Annotated in this window: 16 protein-coding genes; 11 read left to right on the forward strand and 5 right to left on the reverse strand. The window is 64.3% G+C overall.

Going from position 1 to position 15,375, the window contains the following annotated elements; all coding sequences use genetic code 11:
- Positions 1-59 precede the first annotated feature (59 nt).
- The 8 genes from dnaK (at position 60) to QZ213_RS12320 (ending at position 7,149) form a co-directional block, all read left to right on the forward strand.
- Complete coding sequence (gene dnaK, locus QZ213_RS12285) at positions 60-1,964, forward strand: molecular chaperone DnaK (protein WP_291686342.1); 1,905 nt, start codon at positions 60-62, stop codon at positions 1,962-1,964.
- Between the two features lie 143 nt (positions 1,965-2,107).
- The gene (gene dnaJ / locus QZ213_RS12290) at positions 2,108-3,241 is read left to right on the forward strand and encodes a molecular chaperone DnaJ (protein ID WP_291686343.1); all 1,134 of its coding nucleotides are present in this window, start codon (positions 2,108-2,110) and stop codon (positions 3,239-3,241) included.
- Positions 3,242-3,335: 94 nt separating this feature from the next.
- A complete protein-coding gene (locus QZ213_RS12295; RefSeq protein ID WP_291686344.1) occupies positions 3,336-3,938 on the forward strand; it encodes an rRNA adenine N-6-methyltransferase family protein in 603 nt (200 codons plus the stop codon).
- Between the two features lie 64 nt (positions 3,939-4,002).
- Positions 4,003-4,581 (forward strand): NAD(P)H-dependent oxidoreductase, encoded by a 579-nt coding sequence (locus tag QZ213_RS12300; protein ID WP_291686345.1) that lies wholly within the window; start codon positions 4,003-4,005, stop codon positions 4,579-4,581.
- Between the two features lie 6 nt (positions 4,582-4,587).
- Positions 4,588-5,298, forward strand: coding sequence for an orotidine-5'-phosphate decarboxylase (gene pyrF, locus QZ213_RS12305; RefSeq protein WP_291686346.1), 711 nt, complete (start codon positions 4,588-4,590; stop codon positions 5,296-5,298).
- 22 nt (positions 5,299-5,320) lie between these two features.
- Positions 5,321-5,626: a DUF1330 domain-containing protein gene (locus tag QZ213_RS12310; RefSeq protein WP_291686347.1), complete on the forward strand. Its 306-nt coding sequence runs from the start codon at positions 5,321-5,323 to the stop codon at positions 5,624-5,626.
- A 64-nt stretch (positions 5,627-5,690) separates the two neighbouring features.
- On the forward strand, positions 5,691-6,506 hold the full coding sequence (dapB, locus tag QZ213_RS12315) for a 4-hydroxy-tetrahydrodipicolinate reductase (RefSeq protein ID WP_291686348.1): 816 nt from the start codon (positions 5,691-5,693) through the stop codon (positions 6,504-6,506).
- Between the two features lie 19 nt (positions 6,507-6,525).
- Positions 6,526-7,149 (forward strand): 2,3-bisphosphoglycerate-dependent phosphoglycerate mutase, encoded by a 624-nt coding sequence (locus QZ213_RS12320; RefSeq protein WP_291686349.1) that lies wholly within the window; start codon positions 6,526-6,528, stop codon positions 7,147-7,149.
- Positions 7,150-7,368: 219 nt separating this feature from the next.
- Here the strand turns inward: QZ213_RS12320 and QZ213_RS12325 are convergent, their stop codons facing one another.
- Both QZ213_RS12325 and QZ213_RS12330 read right to left on the reverse strand, forming a co-directional pair.
- Positions 7,369-8,265, reverse strand: a complete 897-nt coding sequence (locus tag QZ213_RS12325; RefSeq protein WP_291686350.1) for a bifunctional helix-turn-helix domain-containing protein/methylated-DNA--[protein]-cysteine S-methyltransferase — start codon at positions 8,263-8,265, stop codon at positions 7,369-7,371.
- A gap of 57 nt (positions 8,266-8,322) precedes the next feature.
- Positions 8,323-8,838, reverse strand: coding sequence for a DUF2244 domain-containing protein (locus QZ213_RS12330; protein WP_291686351.1), 516 nt, complete (start codon positions 8,836-8,838; stop codon positions 8,323-8,325).
- A 22-nt stretch (positions 8,839-8,860) separates the two neighbouring features.
- On the opposite strand from QZ213_RS12330, the gene nth reads away from it, so the two are divergent.
- Positions 8,861-9,676 (forward strand): endonuclease III, encoded by an 816-nt coding sequence (gene nth / locus QZ213_RS12335; protein WP_291686352.1) that lies wholly within the window; start codon positions 8,861-8,863, stop codon positions 9,674-9,676.
- Between the two features lie 141 nt (positions 9,677-9,817).
- Here the strand turns inward: nth and QZ213_RS12340 are convergent, their stop codons facing one another.
- Both QZ213_RS12340 and QZ213_RS12345 read right to left on the reverse strand, forming a co-directional pair.
- A complete protein-coding gene (locus tag QZ213_RS12340; protein WP_291686353.1) occupies positions 9,818-10,570 on the reverse strand; it encodes a sulfate transporter family protein in 753 nt (250 codons plus the stop codon).
- A 78-nt stretch (positions 10,571-10,648) separates the two neighbouring features.
- Positions 10,649-12,055: an MFS transporter gene (locus QZ213_RS12345; protein ID WP_291686354.1), complete on the reverse strand. Its 1,407-nt coding sequence runs from the start codon at positions 12,053-12,055 to the stop codon at positions 10,649-10,651.
- A 150-nt stretch (positions 12,056-12,205) separates the two neighbouring features.
- Here QZ213_RS12345 and QZ213_RS12350 point away from each other — a divergent pair, with 150 nt between their 5' ends.
- Both QZ213_RS12350 and QZ213_RS12355 read left to right on the forward strand, forming a co-directional pair.
- Positions 12,206-13,405 (forward strand): CoA transferase, encoded by a 1,200-nt coding sequence (locus QZ213_RS12350; protein WP_291686355.1) that lies wholly within the window; start codon positions 12,206-12,208, stop codon positions 13,403-13,405.
- A complete protein-coding gene (locus QZ213_RS12355; protein WP_291686356.1) occupies positions 13,402-14,349 on the forward strand; it encodes a hydroxymethylglutaryl-CoA lyase in 948 nt (315 codons plus the stop codon). Before QZ213_RS12350 ends, QZ213_RS12355 begins: the two co-directional genes overlap by 4 nt.
- A 31-nt stretch (positions 14,350-14,380) precedes the next feature.
- Here QZ213_RS12355 and QZ213_RS12360 read toward each other — a convergent pair.
- Positions 14,381-15,375: HAD-IC family P-type ATPase (locus QZ213_RS12360; RefSeq protein ID WP_291686357.1), on the reverse strand; the 995-nt coding region annotated here is incomplete at its 5' end.

Here is a 15,375-nt window from a genome sequence, read left to right on the forward strand (position 1 = left end):
TGGATTGGTGCGCCGTCAGGGCCCAGCCAACCTGCCGCAAAAAGAAGGATATGAGGACCATGGGAAAGGTCATTGGGATCGATCTCGGCACCACGAATTCGTGCGTCGCCGTAATGGATGGCAAGGCTGCGAAAGTCATCGAGAACGCCGAGGGCATGCGAACGACCCCGTCGATCGTCGCCTTCAGCGATGACGGCGAGCGCCTCGTCGGCCAGCCCGCCAAGCGCCAGGCCGTGACCAACCCCGAGCGCACCTTCTTCGCGGTCAAGCGCCTCGTCGGCCGCCGCTATGACGATCCGATGGTCGAAAAGGACAAGAAGCTTGTCCCCTACAAGATCGTCAAGGCGTCCAACGGCGATGCCTGGGTCGAAGCCGACGGCAAGACCTACTCGCCCTCGCAGATTTCCGCTTTCATCCTGCAGAAGATGAAAGAGACCGCCGAAGCCCATCTCGGCCAGAAGGTCGATCAGGCCGTCATCACCGTTCCCGCCTATTTCAACGACGCGCAACGTCAGGCCACCAAGGACGCCGGCAAGATCGCCGGTCTCGAAGTGCTGCGCATCATCAACGAGCCGACTGCGGCCGCCCTCGCCTACGGCCTGGACAAGACCAAGACCGGCACCATCGCGGTGTACGACCTCGGCGGCGGCACCTTCGATATCTCGATTCTCGAAATCGGCGACGGCGTGTTCGAGGTGAAGTCGACCAACGGCGACACCTTCCTCGGCGGCGAAGATTTCGACATGCGGCTGGTCAGCTACCTCGCCGATGAATTCCAGAAGGAGCAGGGCATCAACCTGCGCAACGACAAGCTTGCCTTGCAGCGCCTGAAAGAGGCCGCCGAAAAGGCCAAGATCGAATTGTCGTCCACCACGCAGACCGAAATCAACCTGCCGTTCATCACGGCCGACCAGACCGGTCCGAAGCATCTGACGATGAAGCTGACGCGCGCCAAGTTCGAGGCGCTGGTCGACGATCTCGTCCAGAAGACCATCGATCCCTGCCGCAAGGCGCTGAAGGACGCGGGGCTGACCGCCGGCGAAATCGGCGAAGTGGTGCTGGTCGGCGGCATGACCCGCATGCCGAAGGTCCAGGAAGTGGTGAAACAGTTGTTCGGCAAGGAGCCGCACAAGGGCGTCAACCCGGACGAAGTCGTCGCCATCGGTGCTGCGATCCAGGCCGGCGTGCTGCAGGGCGACGTCAAGGACGTGCTATTGCTTGACGTGACCCCGCTGTCGCTCGGCATCGAGACCCTGGGTGGCGTGTTCACCCGGATCATCGATCGCAACACCACGATCCCGACCAAGAAGAGCCAGGTGTTCTCCACCGCCGAGGATAACCAGAACGCGGTCACCATCCGCGTCTTCCAGGGCGAGCGCGAAATGGCCGCCGACAACAAGGTTCTCGGCCAGTTCGATCTGATGGGCATTCCCCCATCGCCGCGCGGCATGCCGCAAATCGAGGTCACCTTCGATATCGACGCCAATGGCATCGTCAACGTCTCCGCCAAGGACAAGGCGACCGGCAAGGAGCAGCAGATCCGGATTCAGGCCTCCGGCGGCCTGTCGGAAGCCGACATCCAGAAGATGGTCAAGGATGCCGAGGCCAACGCGGCCGAGGACAAGAAACGCCGCGCCGCGGTCGACGCCAAGAACCATGCCGATGCGCTGGTGCATTCCACCGAGAAGGCGCTGGCCGAACATGGCTCGAAGATCCCGGAGACCGATCGACGCGCCATCGAGGACGCCGTCGGCGATCTGAAGGAAGCGCTGAAGGGCGACGACGCCGACGCGATCAAGGCCAAGACCGATACGCTGGCGCAGGTTTCGATGAAGCTCGGCGAGGCGATGTACAAGCAGCAGGCCGAGAGCGATGCGGCCAAGGATGCCGCAAAGGACGATGACGTGGTCGACGCGGAGTTCACCGAGGTCGACGACGACAAGAACAACAAGAAGTCTGCTTAGACGAGCTTAGACCATGACCCTCATTCTGAAGAGCACGCCGGGTCGCGTCTCGCAGAGTGAGGGTCATTTTTCGTTAAGCCGAAGGCTGCATTCTTAACGCGCGTTCCTTCGGAGTGAGGACGAATATCGGGCGGGTTTGACGGATGTCCACCAAGCGCTGCTACTACGAAACCCTTGAAGTCGAGCGGACCGCGGACGAATCCAAGCTCAAGGCGGCTTTCCGCAAGCTTGCGATGAAGTGGCACCCGGACAAGAACCCGGGCGATGCCACCAGCGAGATCCGCTTCAAGGAAATCAACGAAGCCTACGAAGTGCTGAAGGACGGCGACAAGCGCGCCGCCTATGACCGCTTTGGCCATGCCGCGTTCGAACAGGGTCATGGTGGCGGCGGTCCCGGCTTCGGCGCCGGCTTTGCCTCTTCATTTTCAGATATCTTCGAAGATCTGTTCGGCATGGCCGGACAGCGCGGACGCGGCGGCGGGCGCGAGCGCGGCGCCGACCTGCGCTACAACATGGAAATCACGCTGGAGGAGGCCTTCGTCGGCAAGACCGCCCAGATCGAAATCCCGGTTTCGGTCACCTGCGAGTCCTGTTCGGGCACCGGCGCCAAGGCCGGCACCAAGCCGAAGACCTGCTCGACGTGCGGCGGCGCGGGGCGGGTGCGGCAGGCGCAGGGCTTCTTCACGCTGGAGCGTACCTGCCCCGGCTGCCAGGGCCGCGGCCAGATGATCGAAGATCCCTGCCCGTCGTGCTCGGGCTCCGGCCGGGTGACGCGCGAGCGCACGCTGTCGGTCAATATTCCGCAAGGCGTGGAAGACGGCACCCGCATCCGGCTCGCCGGTGAGGGCGAGGCCGGTGTCCGCGGCGGTCCGTCCGGCGATCTCTACATTTTCCTGTCGCTGGCAAGCCACGAGTTCTTCCAGCGCGATGGCGCCGACCTGCACTGCCGCGTCCCGATCTCGATGGTGACGGCGGCGCTGGGCGGCGAATTTGAGGTGCCGACCATCGACAAGGGCCAAACCAAGGTCAAAATCCCCTCCGGGACCCAGTCCGGCCGGCGCTTTCGCATTGCATCAAAAGGCATGCCCGTGCTGCGCTCGCGCCAGACCGGCGACATGTATGTCCAGGTGGTGGTCGAAACCCCCCAGAATCTCACCAAGAAGCAGCAGGAACTGCTGGCCGAGTTCGAAAAATTATCCTCGGGTGCAACACAGCCCGAAGCGGCGGGTTTCTTCACCAAGGTCAAGGACTTCTTCGGCACCCGCGCCGCCCCTTAAGTACGGTCCGCCTTGACCGTATCGCCTCTGACCTATACGTCTTTATGACTATTTTCTGACACCTGCCGCGCGAGCGGTCCCGCCTGGTAGCGACATGCCTTTGCAATCGTCCGTGCGTGCGTCGAAGAAGCCGCTTCGTCTCGACGACGAGGTTCGCTTTCTCCGTTCATGGATCGAAAAGCCGCTGCACATGGGCGCCGTGATGCCGTCGGGACGGGTATTGGCCCGCACCATGGCGCAGTATGTCGACGTTAAATCCGAAGGGCCGGTCGTCGAACTTGGACCCGGGACCGGTGCGATCACCAGCGCGCTGATCGAGCATGGCGTGGATCAGAAGCGTCTCGTACTGGTCGAATATAATCCGGGCTTCTGCGCGCTGCTGCGCGAGCGCTATCCGCTCGCCAAGGTGGTGCAGGGCGACGCTTATACGCTCCGCGATTCACTCCGTAACGTCCTCAGCGCGCCTGCCTCCGCCGTGGTTTCCGGCCTGCCGCTCGTGACAAAGCCGATGCTGACGCGGCTGAAACTGATCCGCGAGGCCTTTGCCGCGCTCGCGCCCGGCGCGCCGTTCGTGCAATTCACCTATTCGGTGGCGCCCCCGATTCCGAAATCGCTGCCCGGCGTGTCCACAGAAGCTTCTGAACGCATCTGGATGAACCTTCCGCCCGCGCGGGTCTGGGTGTATCGCAAGGACTGATACGCAAGCCACAAGCCGCGCGCCGCTTGCGCGGCTGGTTCGTCCGGAACGCAATTCTTAAATCATGTCCGCCCTGAAGATACTGGTGATCCCCGGCTCGCTGCGCACCGGCTCGCTCAATGCGAGGCTTGCGGCCACCGCCGGCTATGAACTCTCCCAGGCCGGCGTCGACGTCACCCGCATCTCGCTCGCCGATTTCCCGCTGCCGATCTACGACGGCGATCTGCAGACCAAGTCCGGCGTGCCGAAGAACGCGGTCAATCTCAAGCGCATGATGTCGGCCCATCATGCCGTCCTGATCGTGACGCCGGAATACAATTCCTCGGTGCCGCCGCTGGTCAAGAACGCCATCGACTGGGTGAGCCGGGTGCAGGATGCGAATGAAAACCGCGGCCAGGTGTTTCGCGAGCGCCCCTTTGCCATCGCAGCGGCTTCCGAAGGCCGGCTCGGCGGCACGCGCGCGCTGGCGGCGCTGCGGCTGATCCTGTCGGCGTGCCATGCGACGGTGATTCCCGACCAGCTCGCGCTGTCGTTCGCTTCGCAGGCCTATGATGATATGGACAGGCTGAGGCATCCGGCCGATATCGAGGCGCTGGCGGCACTGGTGCGGCAGCTGATCGAGTTTTCCCAACGCATGACGTGAGGTGACATGCAGCCATCCAAGATCGCCCCCCGCGACCGGTTGATTGTGGCGCTCGATCTGCCCGAGGTCGCGGCGGCGGAAGCGATGATCGCGCGGCTCGGCGATGCCGTCACTTTCTACAAGATCGGCTACCAGCTCGCCTACACCGGCGGATTGCCGCTGGTCGGCCGGCTCGCGGATGCCGGCAAGAAGGTGTTCATCGATCTCAAGCTGCATGACATCGGCAACACGGTGGCGCGCGGCGTCGAGAGCATCGCCAAACTGGGCGCGACTTTCCTGACCGTGCATGCCTATCCCCAGACCATGAAGGCGGCAGTCGAGGCCCGCGCCGGATCGGGCCTGAAGATCCTCGCCGTCACCGTGCTCACGTCCTACGATGACGCCGATCTCCACGCCGCCGGGTATCGCTTCGGCGTCTCCGACCTGGTCGAGGCGCGCGCCCAGCAGGCGCAGGTGCTCGGCGTCGACGGCCTCGTCTGTTCGCCGCAGGAAGCCGCCAGCCTGCACAAGATCGTCGGTCACCAGATGGTGCTGGTGACGCCCGGCATCCGGCCCGCGGGGACCGCGGCCGGCGACCAGAAGCGCATCATGACGCCGGCTCGCGCCATCGCGGCAGGTGGCGACTATCTGGTGGTCGGGCGGCCCGTGCTGGAAGCCGCCGATCCCAGGGCAGTGGCGGACGCCATCCAGGCGGAGATCGCGCAGGCGCTGGGCTGAAGCAAGAAGAGGAACCGATAGAATGGCAAAGGGCTACTGGATCGCGCGAGTCGATGTTCACAACATGGACGGCTACAAGGAATACGTCGCGCAGAACGGCGCGGTGTTCGCGAAATACGGCGCCAAGTTCCTGGTGCGCGGCGGCAAGCATGTGCCCAAGGAAGGCTCGTCGCGCTCGCGCAACGTGGTGCTGGAATTCAAGGACTACGAGACCGCGCTCGCCTGCTACAACTCCCCGGAATATGCCCGCCTGGTCGCGCTGCGCTCGCCGCACGCCGAGAGCGACCTCGTGATCATCGAGGGCTATGACGGGCCGCAGCCGCAATAGCGGGCCCTGCTTGGTTGCCGGAATGGCCCGCCCCGGCTATACGGCAGGGGCGAGGTCTTGAAAAATGTCAGACATGCGCTTGATCGTTGCGGGGGCCGGCGGCCGGATGGGCCGCGCGCTGGTGCGCGTCATTTCGGAAACCAAGGGCGCCGTTCTTACCGGCGCGCTGGAGGCGCCCGGTTCCGAACTCTTGGGCAAGGATGCCGGCGTGCTCGCCGGCCTGCCCGCCAATGGCGTCAAGCTGTCGGCCGATTTGTGGTCGCTGTCGGCCGACGCCGACGGCATTCTGGATTTTACCGTGCCCAAGGCGACGATCGCCAATGTCGCGATCGCCGCCGAGCGCGGCCTGGTCCATATCATCGGAACCACCGGTCTTTCGGGCTCGGACGACGCCGTGATCAAGAGCGTCACCTCGCGCGCCATAGTCGTCAAGTCGGGCAATATGAGCCTCGGCGTCAATTTGCTGGCGGCACTGGTCAAGCGCGTCGCGCAATCGCTCGACGACGGTTTCGATATCGAAATCCTGGAAATGCATCATCGCGCCAAGATCGACGCGCCGTCGGGCACGGCCTTGATGCTGGGCGAAGCCGCGGCCTCGGGCCGCGGAATCGCGCTCGATCAGCACGCCGCGCGCGGCCGCGACGGGATCACCGGCGCGCGGCGGACCGGCGATATCGGTTTTGCGTCGTTGCGGGGCGGCTCCGTCACCGGCGATCACAGCGTGATCTTTGCCGGTCCCATGGAACGCATCGAGCTGACGCACCGGGCCGAGGACCGCACCATGTTCGCGCAAGGCGCCGTCAAGGCGGCGCTGTGGGCGCGCGCGCAAAAGCCCGGGATGTATTCGATGGCCGACGTGCTGGGCTTGAGCGATTTCTAGACTGAACGGAATCAAGAAAATGAGCGACCGTCTCCTTGTGCTGGTGCGTCATGGCCAGAGCGAATGGAACCTGAAGAATCTCTTCACCGGCTGGAAGGATCCCGACCTCACCGAGCTGGGCGTCACCGAGGCCAAGGAAGCCGGCCGCAAGCTGAAGGCGCAAGGCTTCACGTTCGACATCGCCTTTACCTCGGTGCTGACGCGCGCGCAGCACACGCTCGATTTGATGCTGACCGAGCTGGGCCAGACCGGCATTTCCGTCAAAAGGCATCTCGCGCTCAACGAGCGCGACTATGGCGATCTCTCCGGGCTGAACAAGGATGACGCGCGCAAGAAATGGGGCGAGGAGCAGGTGCATGTCTGGCGGCGTTCCTACGACGTACCGCCGCCCGGCGGAGAAAGCCTGAAGGACACGCTGGCGCGCACGCTGCCCTATTACGTGCAGGAGATTCAGCCCTGCGTGCTGCGCGGCGAGCGCACGCTGGTCGCGGCCCACGGCAATTCGCTGCGCGCGCTGATCATGGTGCTGGAAAAGCTTTCGCCGGAAAATATCCTGAAGCGCGAACTCGCCACCGGCGTGCCGATCATCTACCGGCTCAACGCCGATTCCACCGTGGCATCGAAACTGGATCTGGCGGGGTGAGCGCAAGCGCGGAGATCGTCGCTCTCCGCGCGCCGGTCGCGGACGGCCGCCTGTGCGACACCGCGATCATGTGGAAGCGGCTGGAACGGTGATCGACGCGAGTTAGGTTGTCATTCCGGGGCGATGCGGAGCATCGAACTACGATGTGCAATTGCACATCGGAGAATCTCGAGATTCCGGGTCTGGTGCTAACGCACCATCCCGGAATGACGGAAACTCCTACTGCATCCCTACCTGCCCGGCTTCCCAGCCGAGCATGGCCTGCTTGCGGGTGATGCCCCAGTGATAGCCGGTCAGCGCGCCGCCCTTGCCGAGCGCGCGATGGCAGGGCACCACGAACGAGATCGGGTTTTTCCCGACCGCCGCACCGACGGCGCGCGAGGCCTTCGGGCTTCTGATCTTGCTGGCGATATCCGAATAGCAGACCGCGCGGCCCATCGGGATCTTCAAGAGCGTCTCCCACACCCGCACCTCGAAATCGGTGCCGATCAGGATCACGCGCAGCGGCTGATCTTGTCTCCATAGTTTTGGTTCGAACACGCGCTGCGCCAGCGCGGCGGTGCCGTTGCGGTCTTCGACATAGGTCGCGCGCGGCCAGCGCCGCTGCATGTCGGCGAGCGCGGCCGGCTCTTCGCCTGGGTCGGCGAAGGCAAGGCCGGCGAGGCCGCGGCCGCTGGCGATCACGATGGCAGTGCCGAACGGCGAAGGATGCAAGCCATAACGCAGCGTCATGCCGGCGCCGCCGTTCTTCCATTCGCCCGGCGACATCGCCTCGTGGGTGACGAACAGATCGTGCAGCCGCCCCGGACCGGAAAGCCCGGAGTCGAGCGCCGCGTCGAGGATGCTGGCGGAATCGCGCAGCAGGCCCTTGGCGTGATCGAGCGTCAGCGCCTGCATGAACGCCTTCGGCGTCAGCCCGGCCCAGCGGCGAAACAGATGGTGCAACTCGTCCGGCGTCACCGCGGCGGCTTCCGCCATCGCCTCGATGGTCGGCTGGGTGCGCCAGTGCTCCGAGATGAAGGCGATGGCGCGCCGCACCGAATCATAGTCGCGCAGCGCGGCGTTCTGGGGTCCCGGTTTGGTGAGGCGGTGCTCATTCATGGCGAGGTTCATCATGGGGTTATGATGTAGGCCGGGTGCGGCGTGCAAACCACCCGATTCCCGACGAGGTCTTCACACCGGGTTATAGGTCGGGCCGCGCCGCGCGGCCTGCAGTGCGGCATTCAAGGCCTTGGCAAAGCTTGCTTTTTCGTCGGGCCCCAAAAAACTTCCGATCGATACGCTGCGGCCTCTCGAGACCAGATAGAGCTTCTCGATGCCGTATTCGGCGTGGCTGATCTGGTCGAGCCGCACCCATAGCGGATTGAGTACGAATTCGACCACATGGCCGCGGTGGCTGATCCGGCGCACCCGCAGTTCCGACGGCGTCACCCAGATTTCCTCGCTGGCGCGGGCGCGGCGGAAATTGACCCGGAACGCCCAGTAGATCGCCAGCACATCGAGGCCGAAAACGGCGAGCACCGGCCACGCGCCCATCAGGAGAAATGCCAGCCCCGCGGCAAAGCTGACGAACGTGACGAACGCCATCACGACCAGAAAGCCGGTCCGGTTCAGCGAGCGATGCGGCGTCAGCAGCGCCGAGAACAATGCCGGCTGCGCATCCGGATCAAAATCGTTGCCTGCGGTCATTGCCTGTCAGTATACCCGCATCATGGCGAAAATCACCCGCAAGCCCCTGCCCAAATCGCGAGCAACGGTTTCCCCGCGCGCCGGAAAGTCCAAGGCAAAGTCCAAGGTCCGTTCCAAGGCTCCTGCCGCGGCGACACCAAAGCGCGCCAGCAAAGCCGCGGCCAAATCCGGCCAGAGCCGTCCGACAACCAAACGGACAAGACCGTGGACGGAGGCCGAGGTGCGCGAGGCCTTCAGCCGCTTTCGGAAAGCCAATCCCGAGCCGAAGGGCGAGCTGGAGCATCTCAATCCCTATACGTTGTTGGTCGCGGTAGTGCTGTCGGCGCAGGCCACCGACGCCGGCGTCAACAAGGCGACGCGCGCGTTGTTTGCCGTCGCCGACACGCCGCAAAAAATGCTCGCGCTCGGCGAGGAGAAGGTGCGGGATTACATCAAGACCATCGGGCTCTACCGCAACAAGGCCAGGAACGTCATCGCGCTATCGGAAAAGCTGATCGCCGAGTTCGGCGGCGAGGTGCCGAAGAGCCGCGCCGAGATCGAAACGCTGCCCGGGGCGGGGCGCAAGACCGCCAATGTCGTGCTCAACATGGCGTTCGGCGAACACACCATGGCGGTGGATACGCATGTGTTCCGGGTCGGCAACCGCACTGGATTAGCGCCGGGCAACACGCCGCTCGAGGTGGAACTGGAACTCGAGCGCGTCATCCCGCCGGAATTCATGCTGCACGCGCATCACTGGTTGATCCTGCACGGCCGCTACACCTGCCTCGCGCGCAAGCCGCGCTGCGAGCTATGCCTGATCAACGATCTCTGCCGCTGGCCGGAAAAGACGATCTAGAACATAAAATAATCGCTTGCTCTTCCCTCATCCTGAGGGGCCGCGCTTGCGCGGCGTCTCGAAGGATGGCCAGCAGCGGGGTGTCTGGTTCTCCCGGCGATGCGAAGCATCGTCCGGAGACGCGCGCCTCACCATGAGGGACTAAGCGGCCGGCACGCTGGTCTTTCGCCGTGGCTCGATCAGCTCCGGCCGTGGGCCGGAGAGACGCTTGTGCATGTGAACCATGAAGGCCATGCCGAACAGAGGCGTCGCCAGGTTCACGATCGGGATCGACACGAAGGCCGCGATGATCAGGCCCGCGGTGAAGATCACAGCCGCATTGTCCTTGCGCATCGCCTTGGCTTCCGCCGGCGGCCGGAAACGCATCGCCGCGAGTTCGAAATATTCGCGCCCGAGCAGCCAGGCGGTCGCGATGAAGAAGGCAAGGAAGCCTATGCCTGCGAAGAACACGAACGGCAGCGCGATCAGGTAGACCAGGATCGTCAACAGCGCGGTCTTGACGCCTTCGGTCATGGCGACGCCGAGCGGCAGCGCCACGCCGGGACGCTCCGCGGGATAATATTCCAGCTCGACATGCTCGGCGACGTCGTCGACGAAAAAGCTCGCCACCAGCGAGGTGATCGCCGGCATCAGGAATACCGCGCCGAACACGACGCCGAGCCCGGCGGCGATCGAGACGATCCAGGCCAGCACGTTGAGCGGCGTCTGGAAGCCGGGGCCCAGCATCGCCTCGGCCCAGCCTTCGCCCGAGGTGGCGAACCAGCTCAACAGCCGCTGCAGCCCGATCGCCAGCACGGTGATCAGCACCAGCGCGAGAGCGATCGAACGCCACAGGATGGAACGCATCGGCGGTGACAGGATTTGCGAAAGCGCCTTGACGGCGGCGTCCAACATGGCGGTCTTACCCCGTAAGCGAGAAACCCTCGCGAGAGGTAGCCATGCGCGCCGGCTTCGGCAAGGCCGCCAGATCGATTAGGCGTCGAGCGGCTTGCCGCGCACGTCGGGGCCGAACGTCGCGATCGCCACGATCACCACGACCATCGCCGCCGTGATCAGGCCGAACACGCCGCTGATGCCGCCCTCGCGCAGCATAAACGCGACGATGAACCCCGAGAACATCGCGCTGACCCGGCTCATCGAATAGACCAGCCCCGAGGCGCGTGCGCGGATCGCGGTCGGAAACACCTCGGTCTGATAGGCGTGATAGGCGTACGACATCGTCATGTTGGCCGCGGTGAGCAACACGCCGCACAGGATCAACAGCGCCGGCAGCGTCATTTGCGCGAATAGCAGCCCGAACGCGATGATCGCGACGCAGGCGCCGCAGATGATCCATTTGCGCTCGAAGCGGTCCGCAAAGCTTGTGGCCAGAAGTGGCGCGATCGGGTAGGCGAAGGCAACGATGAAGGAGTACTGCAAACTCTTGGTGACGGTGATGCCCTTCTCGACCAGCAGCGTCGGCACCCAATTGGCAAAGCCGTAGAAGCCGAACGCCTGGCAGAGATTGAACACCATGAACAGCACGACCAGCGACAGATAGGGCGGCCTGAACAGATCGGCGAAACCGACTTTCGCGGCTGCCCGCGCCGGCGCTTTGTCGGCGAGCTTTCCCTGACGCGGAGGTCCGCCGGCCGATTCCAGCGTCGCGAGTATTTTGACCGCTTCATCGGTTCGGCCGTGACGCGCCAGCCAGAGCGGGCTTTCCGGCACGTACAGCCGCACGATCCAGATGATCATGCTGGCGGCGGCCCCGATCAGCACCACCCAGCGCCAGCCTTCGATGCCGTAGGGCGACAGCGGCACCAGCCACCAGGCGAGCGCCGCCACGATCGGAACCGCGATGAACATCACCGCCTGATTGACCGCGAAGGCCCGGCCCCGCATCCAGCTCGGCACCAGCTCGGTGATATAGGCGTCGATGGTGATGATCTCGACGCCGATGCCGATCCCGGCGATGAACCGCCACAGCAGCACGCCGCCGGAATTGGTCTGGCAGGCCATCAAGACCGAGGCCGCGGAATAGCCGAGCAGTGCCCAGGTAAAGATCGATCTCCGCCCGAACCGGTCGGCGAGAAAGCCCAAGAAGAAGGTGCCGACGAACAATCCGGCAAAGGTCGCCGCGACGAAGGCGCCGATCCCGGAGAAGCCGAAAAAGGCCTGCGTCGTGGTGGTCAGGAGGCCGCTCTTGTTGAGGCCCGGCGCGATATAGCCGGTGAGAAACAGGTCGTAAATTTCAAAACAGCCGCCGAGCGACAGCAGGATCACCAGCCGCCACAGATAGGATGAGCCAGGCAGGCTTTCGAGCCTTCGCGATATCTCGTCCGCCGCGCCGCGGGTGGACGCGAGGTCAATTCCACTGTCGATGCCGACGGCGCTCATGATTTCCCCATTGTTTCTCGCTCGGCGCGAAATGCATTGCAGCATTGCCGCGCGGGTTTTGTCATTGCTTGCCATGTTTATATTTACTGGATAGCGCCCGTAAGCCTATTTTGTTCGACGAACCAAGGTTTTGGGAACCCGGGAGACGCCATGAGCACGCAGGACCTGCCGTTGACGGGGGTACGGGTCGTCGAAATGACCCACATGGTGATGGGCCCGACCTGCGGCATGATCCTGGCGCAGCTCGGGGCCGAAATCATCAAGGTTGAGCCACCGGCGGGTGACAAGACCCGCAGCTTGGGTGGCATGGGAACCTCGTTCTTCCCGCTGTTCAACCGCGGCAAGCGCAGCGTGGTGCTCGATTTCAGCAAGGCCGAAGACCGCGAGACCATGCACCGGCTGCTCGCCAGCGCCGACGTGTTTCTGGAAAATTTTCGCGACGGGCAGCTGGAAAAGCAGGGCCTCGGCGCGGACGAACTGCGGCGTAAATATCCGCATCTGATTGTCTGCGGCCATAAGGGATTTCTGTCCGGCCCCTATGAGCACCGGCCGGCGCTCGACGAAGTCGTGCAGATGATGTCGGGGCTCGCCGCCATGACCGGCACGGTGGCAAGACCGCAGCGCGTCGGCTCCTCCGCCAACGACATCATGGGCGGCATGTTCGGCGCGATTTCCATCCTCGCCGCGCTCTACCAGAAGCGCGGCGCCAAGGCAGGTGACAAGGCAGCGGACAAGGGCGCCGACATCCGCATCGGTCTGTTCGAAAACTGCCTGTTCCTGGTGGCTCAGCACATGGTCGAGTATGAGATGACCGGCAACAAGCCCCGCTCGATGCCCGAGCGCGAACATGCCTGGCCGATCTACGATATCTTCGAGACCATGGGCGGCGAGCGGATTTTCATCGGCGTCGTCACCGAAGGCCACTGGCAGAGCTTTTGCCGCGAGTTCGGTATGACGGAATTTCTGGAAGATCCCGCGTTGCGCACGACCACGGATCGGATTCTGGCGCGGTCCAGAATCATTCCGCGCGCCGCCGAGGTGATAAAAGGGTGGAATGCGGCCGAACTCTCGGCCACGCTGGACCGGCTCAACATCTGCTTCTCGCCGATCAACCGTCCCGAGGATCTTTTCAGCGATCCGCACGTGCTGCGCCCCGGCGGCCTCGTCAACAACTTCAATGCCGATGGCGCGCCGTTTCGCGTGCCGGCGCTGCCGATCGAGTGGAACGGCGCCAATATCGGCGAGGGCTTGAAGGTGCCTGTGCTCGGCGCCGATACCGCCGCTGTCCGTGCCGAACTCGACCAACAGGACCTTTCATCCACCGGCAAACCCGCTGCGAGGCTCGCATGACCCGTGTCCAAGACGTTTATCCCGACGATCGCGCGTCCTTGCGCGAGGTGGGCATGCGCGACGGCCTGCAGCTCGTAAAAACCTTTCCGTCGACCGCGGCGAAGCAGCGCTGGACCCGTGAGGAATATGCCGCCGGCGTGCGGCATTTCGAGGTCGGCTCGTTCCTGCCGGCGTCGACCTTTCCGCAATTCGCCGACGTGCGCGAGATAATCCGCACCGTGGCATCGCTTCCGGGCGCGCACGGCATTGCGCTGGCGCTCAACGAGCGCGGCGTCAACGAGGCGCTGGCGTCAGGGGTTGCCGAAATCGCCTCCGTGGTGTCGGCCACCGAAGAGCATAGCCAGGCCAACGCGCGGCGCTCGCGCGATCAGGCCATCGCCAATGTCAGACGCCTCTGCGAATTGCGCGACGCGAGCGAGCACAGGCCGATCGTCAACGCCGCGATCTCGATGGCGCTGGGATGTTCGATCGCAGGTCCGGTCGATCCCAATGAGGTGATAAGGCTGGTCGAGAAATGCCTGGAGGCCGGCGTCGATTTCGTCGCCGTCGCCGATACGGTCGGCTATGCCGGCCCGAAGCAGGTGGGAGAGTTGACCAAGGCGATCGTGAAATTGTCCGGCGCAAAGCCGGTCTGCGTTCACCTGCACGATACCAGGGGCATGGGGATTGCCAACGCATCCGCCGCGCTCGATGCCGGCGCGCGCATCCTCGACGGCTCGCTCGGCGGCCTCGGCGGCTGCCCGTTCGCGCCGGGCGCCACCGGTAATGTGGTGTTCGAGGATCTGGCGTTCCTGTGCGAGAGCAAAGGATTTAAAACCGGGATCGATATCGAGAGGCTGGTCGCGGTGCGCGCCATCCTGCGTTCGGAAATGCCGGATGAAGCGCTGTATGGCGGCCTCGCCCGCGCCGGGCTGCCCGCCGGAAAAGCCGGCGTGGCCGCCTGACCTCTGCGAGCGGTGGCCCGATGCGGCTAACTCACAGGCGCGTCGCGCGTAACCGCAAAGCATTGCCGACGACACTTACCGACGACAGCGCCATCGCTCCCGCGGCAATGATCGGCGAGAGCAGGATCCCGAAACTGGGGTAGAGGATGCCCGCGGCGATCGGGATGCCGGCGGCGTTGTAGATGAACGCGAAGAACAGGTTCTGCCGGATGTTGCTCATGGTGGCCTGAGACAGCCGCCGTGCGCGGACGATGCCGCCGAGATCGCCCTTCAGCAAGGTGATGCCGGCGCTTTCCATCGCGACGTCGGTGCCGGTACCCATGGCGATTCCGACTTCGGCGGCGGCGAGCGCCGGGGCGTCGTTGACGCCATCGCCCGCCATGGCGACGATCCGTCCGGCCTTCTGCAGTTTTGCCACCACGGCGCTCTTCTGATCCGGAAGCACTTCCGCTTCGACATCCGATATCCCGAGCCGTTTGGCGACCGCGTTGGCCGTGGTCCGGTTGTCGCCCGTCAGCATGATGACCTTGATGCCCTCGGCCTCAAGCGCCGTCAGCGCATCCGGCGTCGATGCCTTGACGGGATCGGCGATGGCAAACAGCCCCGCCAGCTTGCCGTCGATTGCGATGTTGATGACGGTGGCGCCATCGCCGCGCAGGCGTTCGCCTTGCTCGTTCAGCGACCGGGTTTCGATGCCGAGCGATGCCAGGAAGTTCGAGTTGCCGAGCAGAACGGTCTTGCCGTCGACCTTGCCGCTTGCACCCTTGCCGGTCGGCGAGTCGAATTCTTCGACCTTGCCCAAATCCAGATTGCGCTCCTTCGCGCTACGCACGATCGCATCGGCGAGAGGATGCTCGCTGGCGCGCTCCACGCTGGCCGCCAGCCGCAGGATCTCGTTCTCCTCCAATCCCGCCACGGGAACGATCGCGACCACTTTCGGCTTGCCTTCGGTCAGCGTCCCGGTCTTGTCGACCACGAGCGTATCGATTTTTTCCATGCGCTCCAGCGCTTCGGCGTTCTTGATCA

Origin of the sequence: Bradyrhizobium sp. (genome assembly GCF_017881085.1) — a bacterium.
Lineage (GTDB): Bacteria > Pseudomonadota > Alphaproteobacteria > Rhizobiales > Xanthobacteraceae > Bradyrhizobium.

Coding starts and splice junctions, on each gene's coding strand:
- QZ213_RS12340 (WP_291686353.1), bottom strand. CDS start 10,570: ATGTTGGACGCCGCCGTCAAGGCGCTTTCGCAAATCCTGTCACCGCCG.
- dapB (WP_291686348.1), top strand. CDS start 5,691: ATGTCAGACATGCGCTTGATCGTTGCGGGGGCCGGCGGCCGGATGGGC.
- QZ213_RS12345 (WP_291686354.1), bottom strand. CDS start 12,055: ATGAGCGCCGTCGGCATCGACAGTGGAATTGACCTCGCGTCCACCCGC.
- QZ213_RS12295 (WP_291686344.1), top strand. CDS start 3,336: ATGCCTTTGCAATCGTCCGTGCGTGCGTCGAAGAAGCCGCTTCGTCTC.
- QZ213_RS12325 (WP_291686350.1), bottom strand. CDS start 8,265: ATGATGAACCTCGCCATGAATGAGCACCGCCTCACCAAACCGGGACCC.
- QZ213_RS12300 (WP_291686345.1), top strand. CDS start 4,003: ATGTCCGCCCTGAAGATACTGGTGATCCCCGGCTCGCTGCGCACCGGC.
- dnaK (WP_291686342.1), top strand. CDS start 60: ATGGGAAAGGTCATTGGGATCGATCTCGGCACCACGAATTCGTGCGTC.
- QZ213_RS12310 (WP_291686347.1), top strand. CDS start 5,321: ATGGCAAAGGGCTACTGGATCGCGCGAGTCGATGTTCACAACATGGAC.
- QZ213_RS12320 (WP_291686349.1), top strand. CDS start 6,526: ATGAGCGACCGTCTCCTTGTGCTGGTGCGTCATGGCCAGAGCGAATGG.
- nth (WP_291686352.1), top strand. CDS start 8,861: ATGGCGAAAATCACCCGCAAGCCCCTGCCCAAATCGCGAGCAACGGTT.
- pyrF (WP_291686346.1), top strand. CDS start 4,588: ATGCAGCCATCCAAGATCGCCCCCCGCGACCGGTTGATTGTGGCGCTC.
- QZ213_RS12355 (WP_291686356.1), top strand. CDS start 13,402: ATGACCCGTGTCCAAGACGTTTATCCCGACGATCGCGCGTCCTTGCGC.
- QZ213_RS12330 (WP_291686351.1), bottom strand. CDS start 8,838: ATGACCGCAGGCAACGATTTTGATCCGGATGCGCAGCCGGCATTGTTC.
- QZ213_RS12350 (WP_291686355.1), top strand. CDS start 12,206: ATGAGCACGCAGGACCTGCCGTTGACGGGGGTACGGGTCGTCGAAATG.
- dnaJ (WP_291686343.1), top strand. CDS start 2,108: ATGTCCACCAAGCGCTGCTACTACGAAACCCTTGAAGTCGAGCGGACC.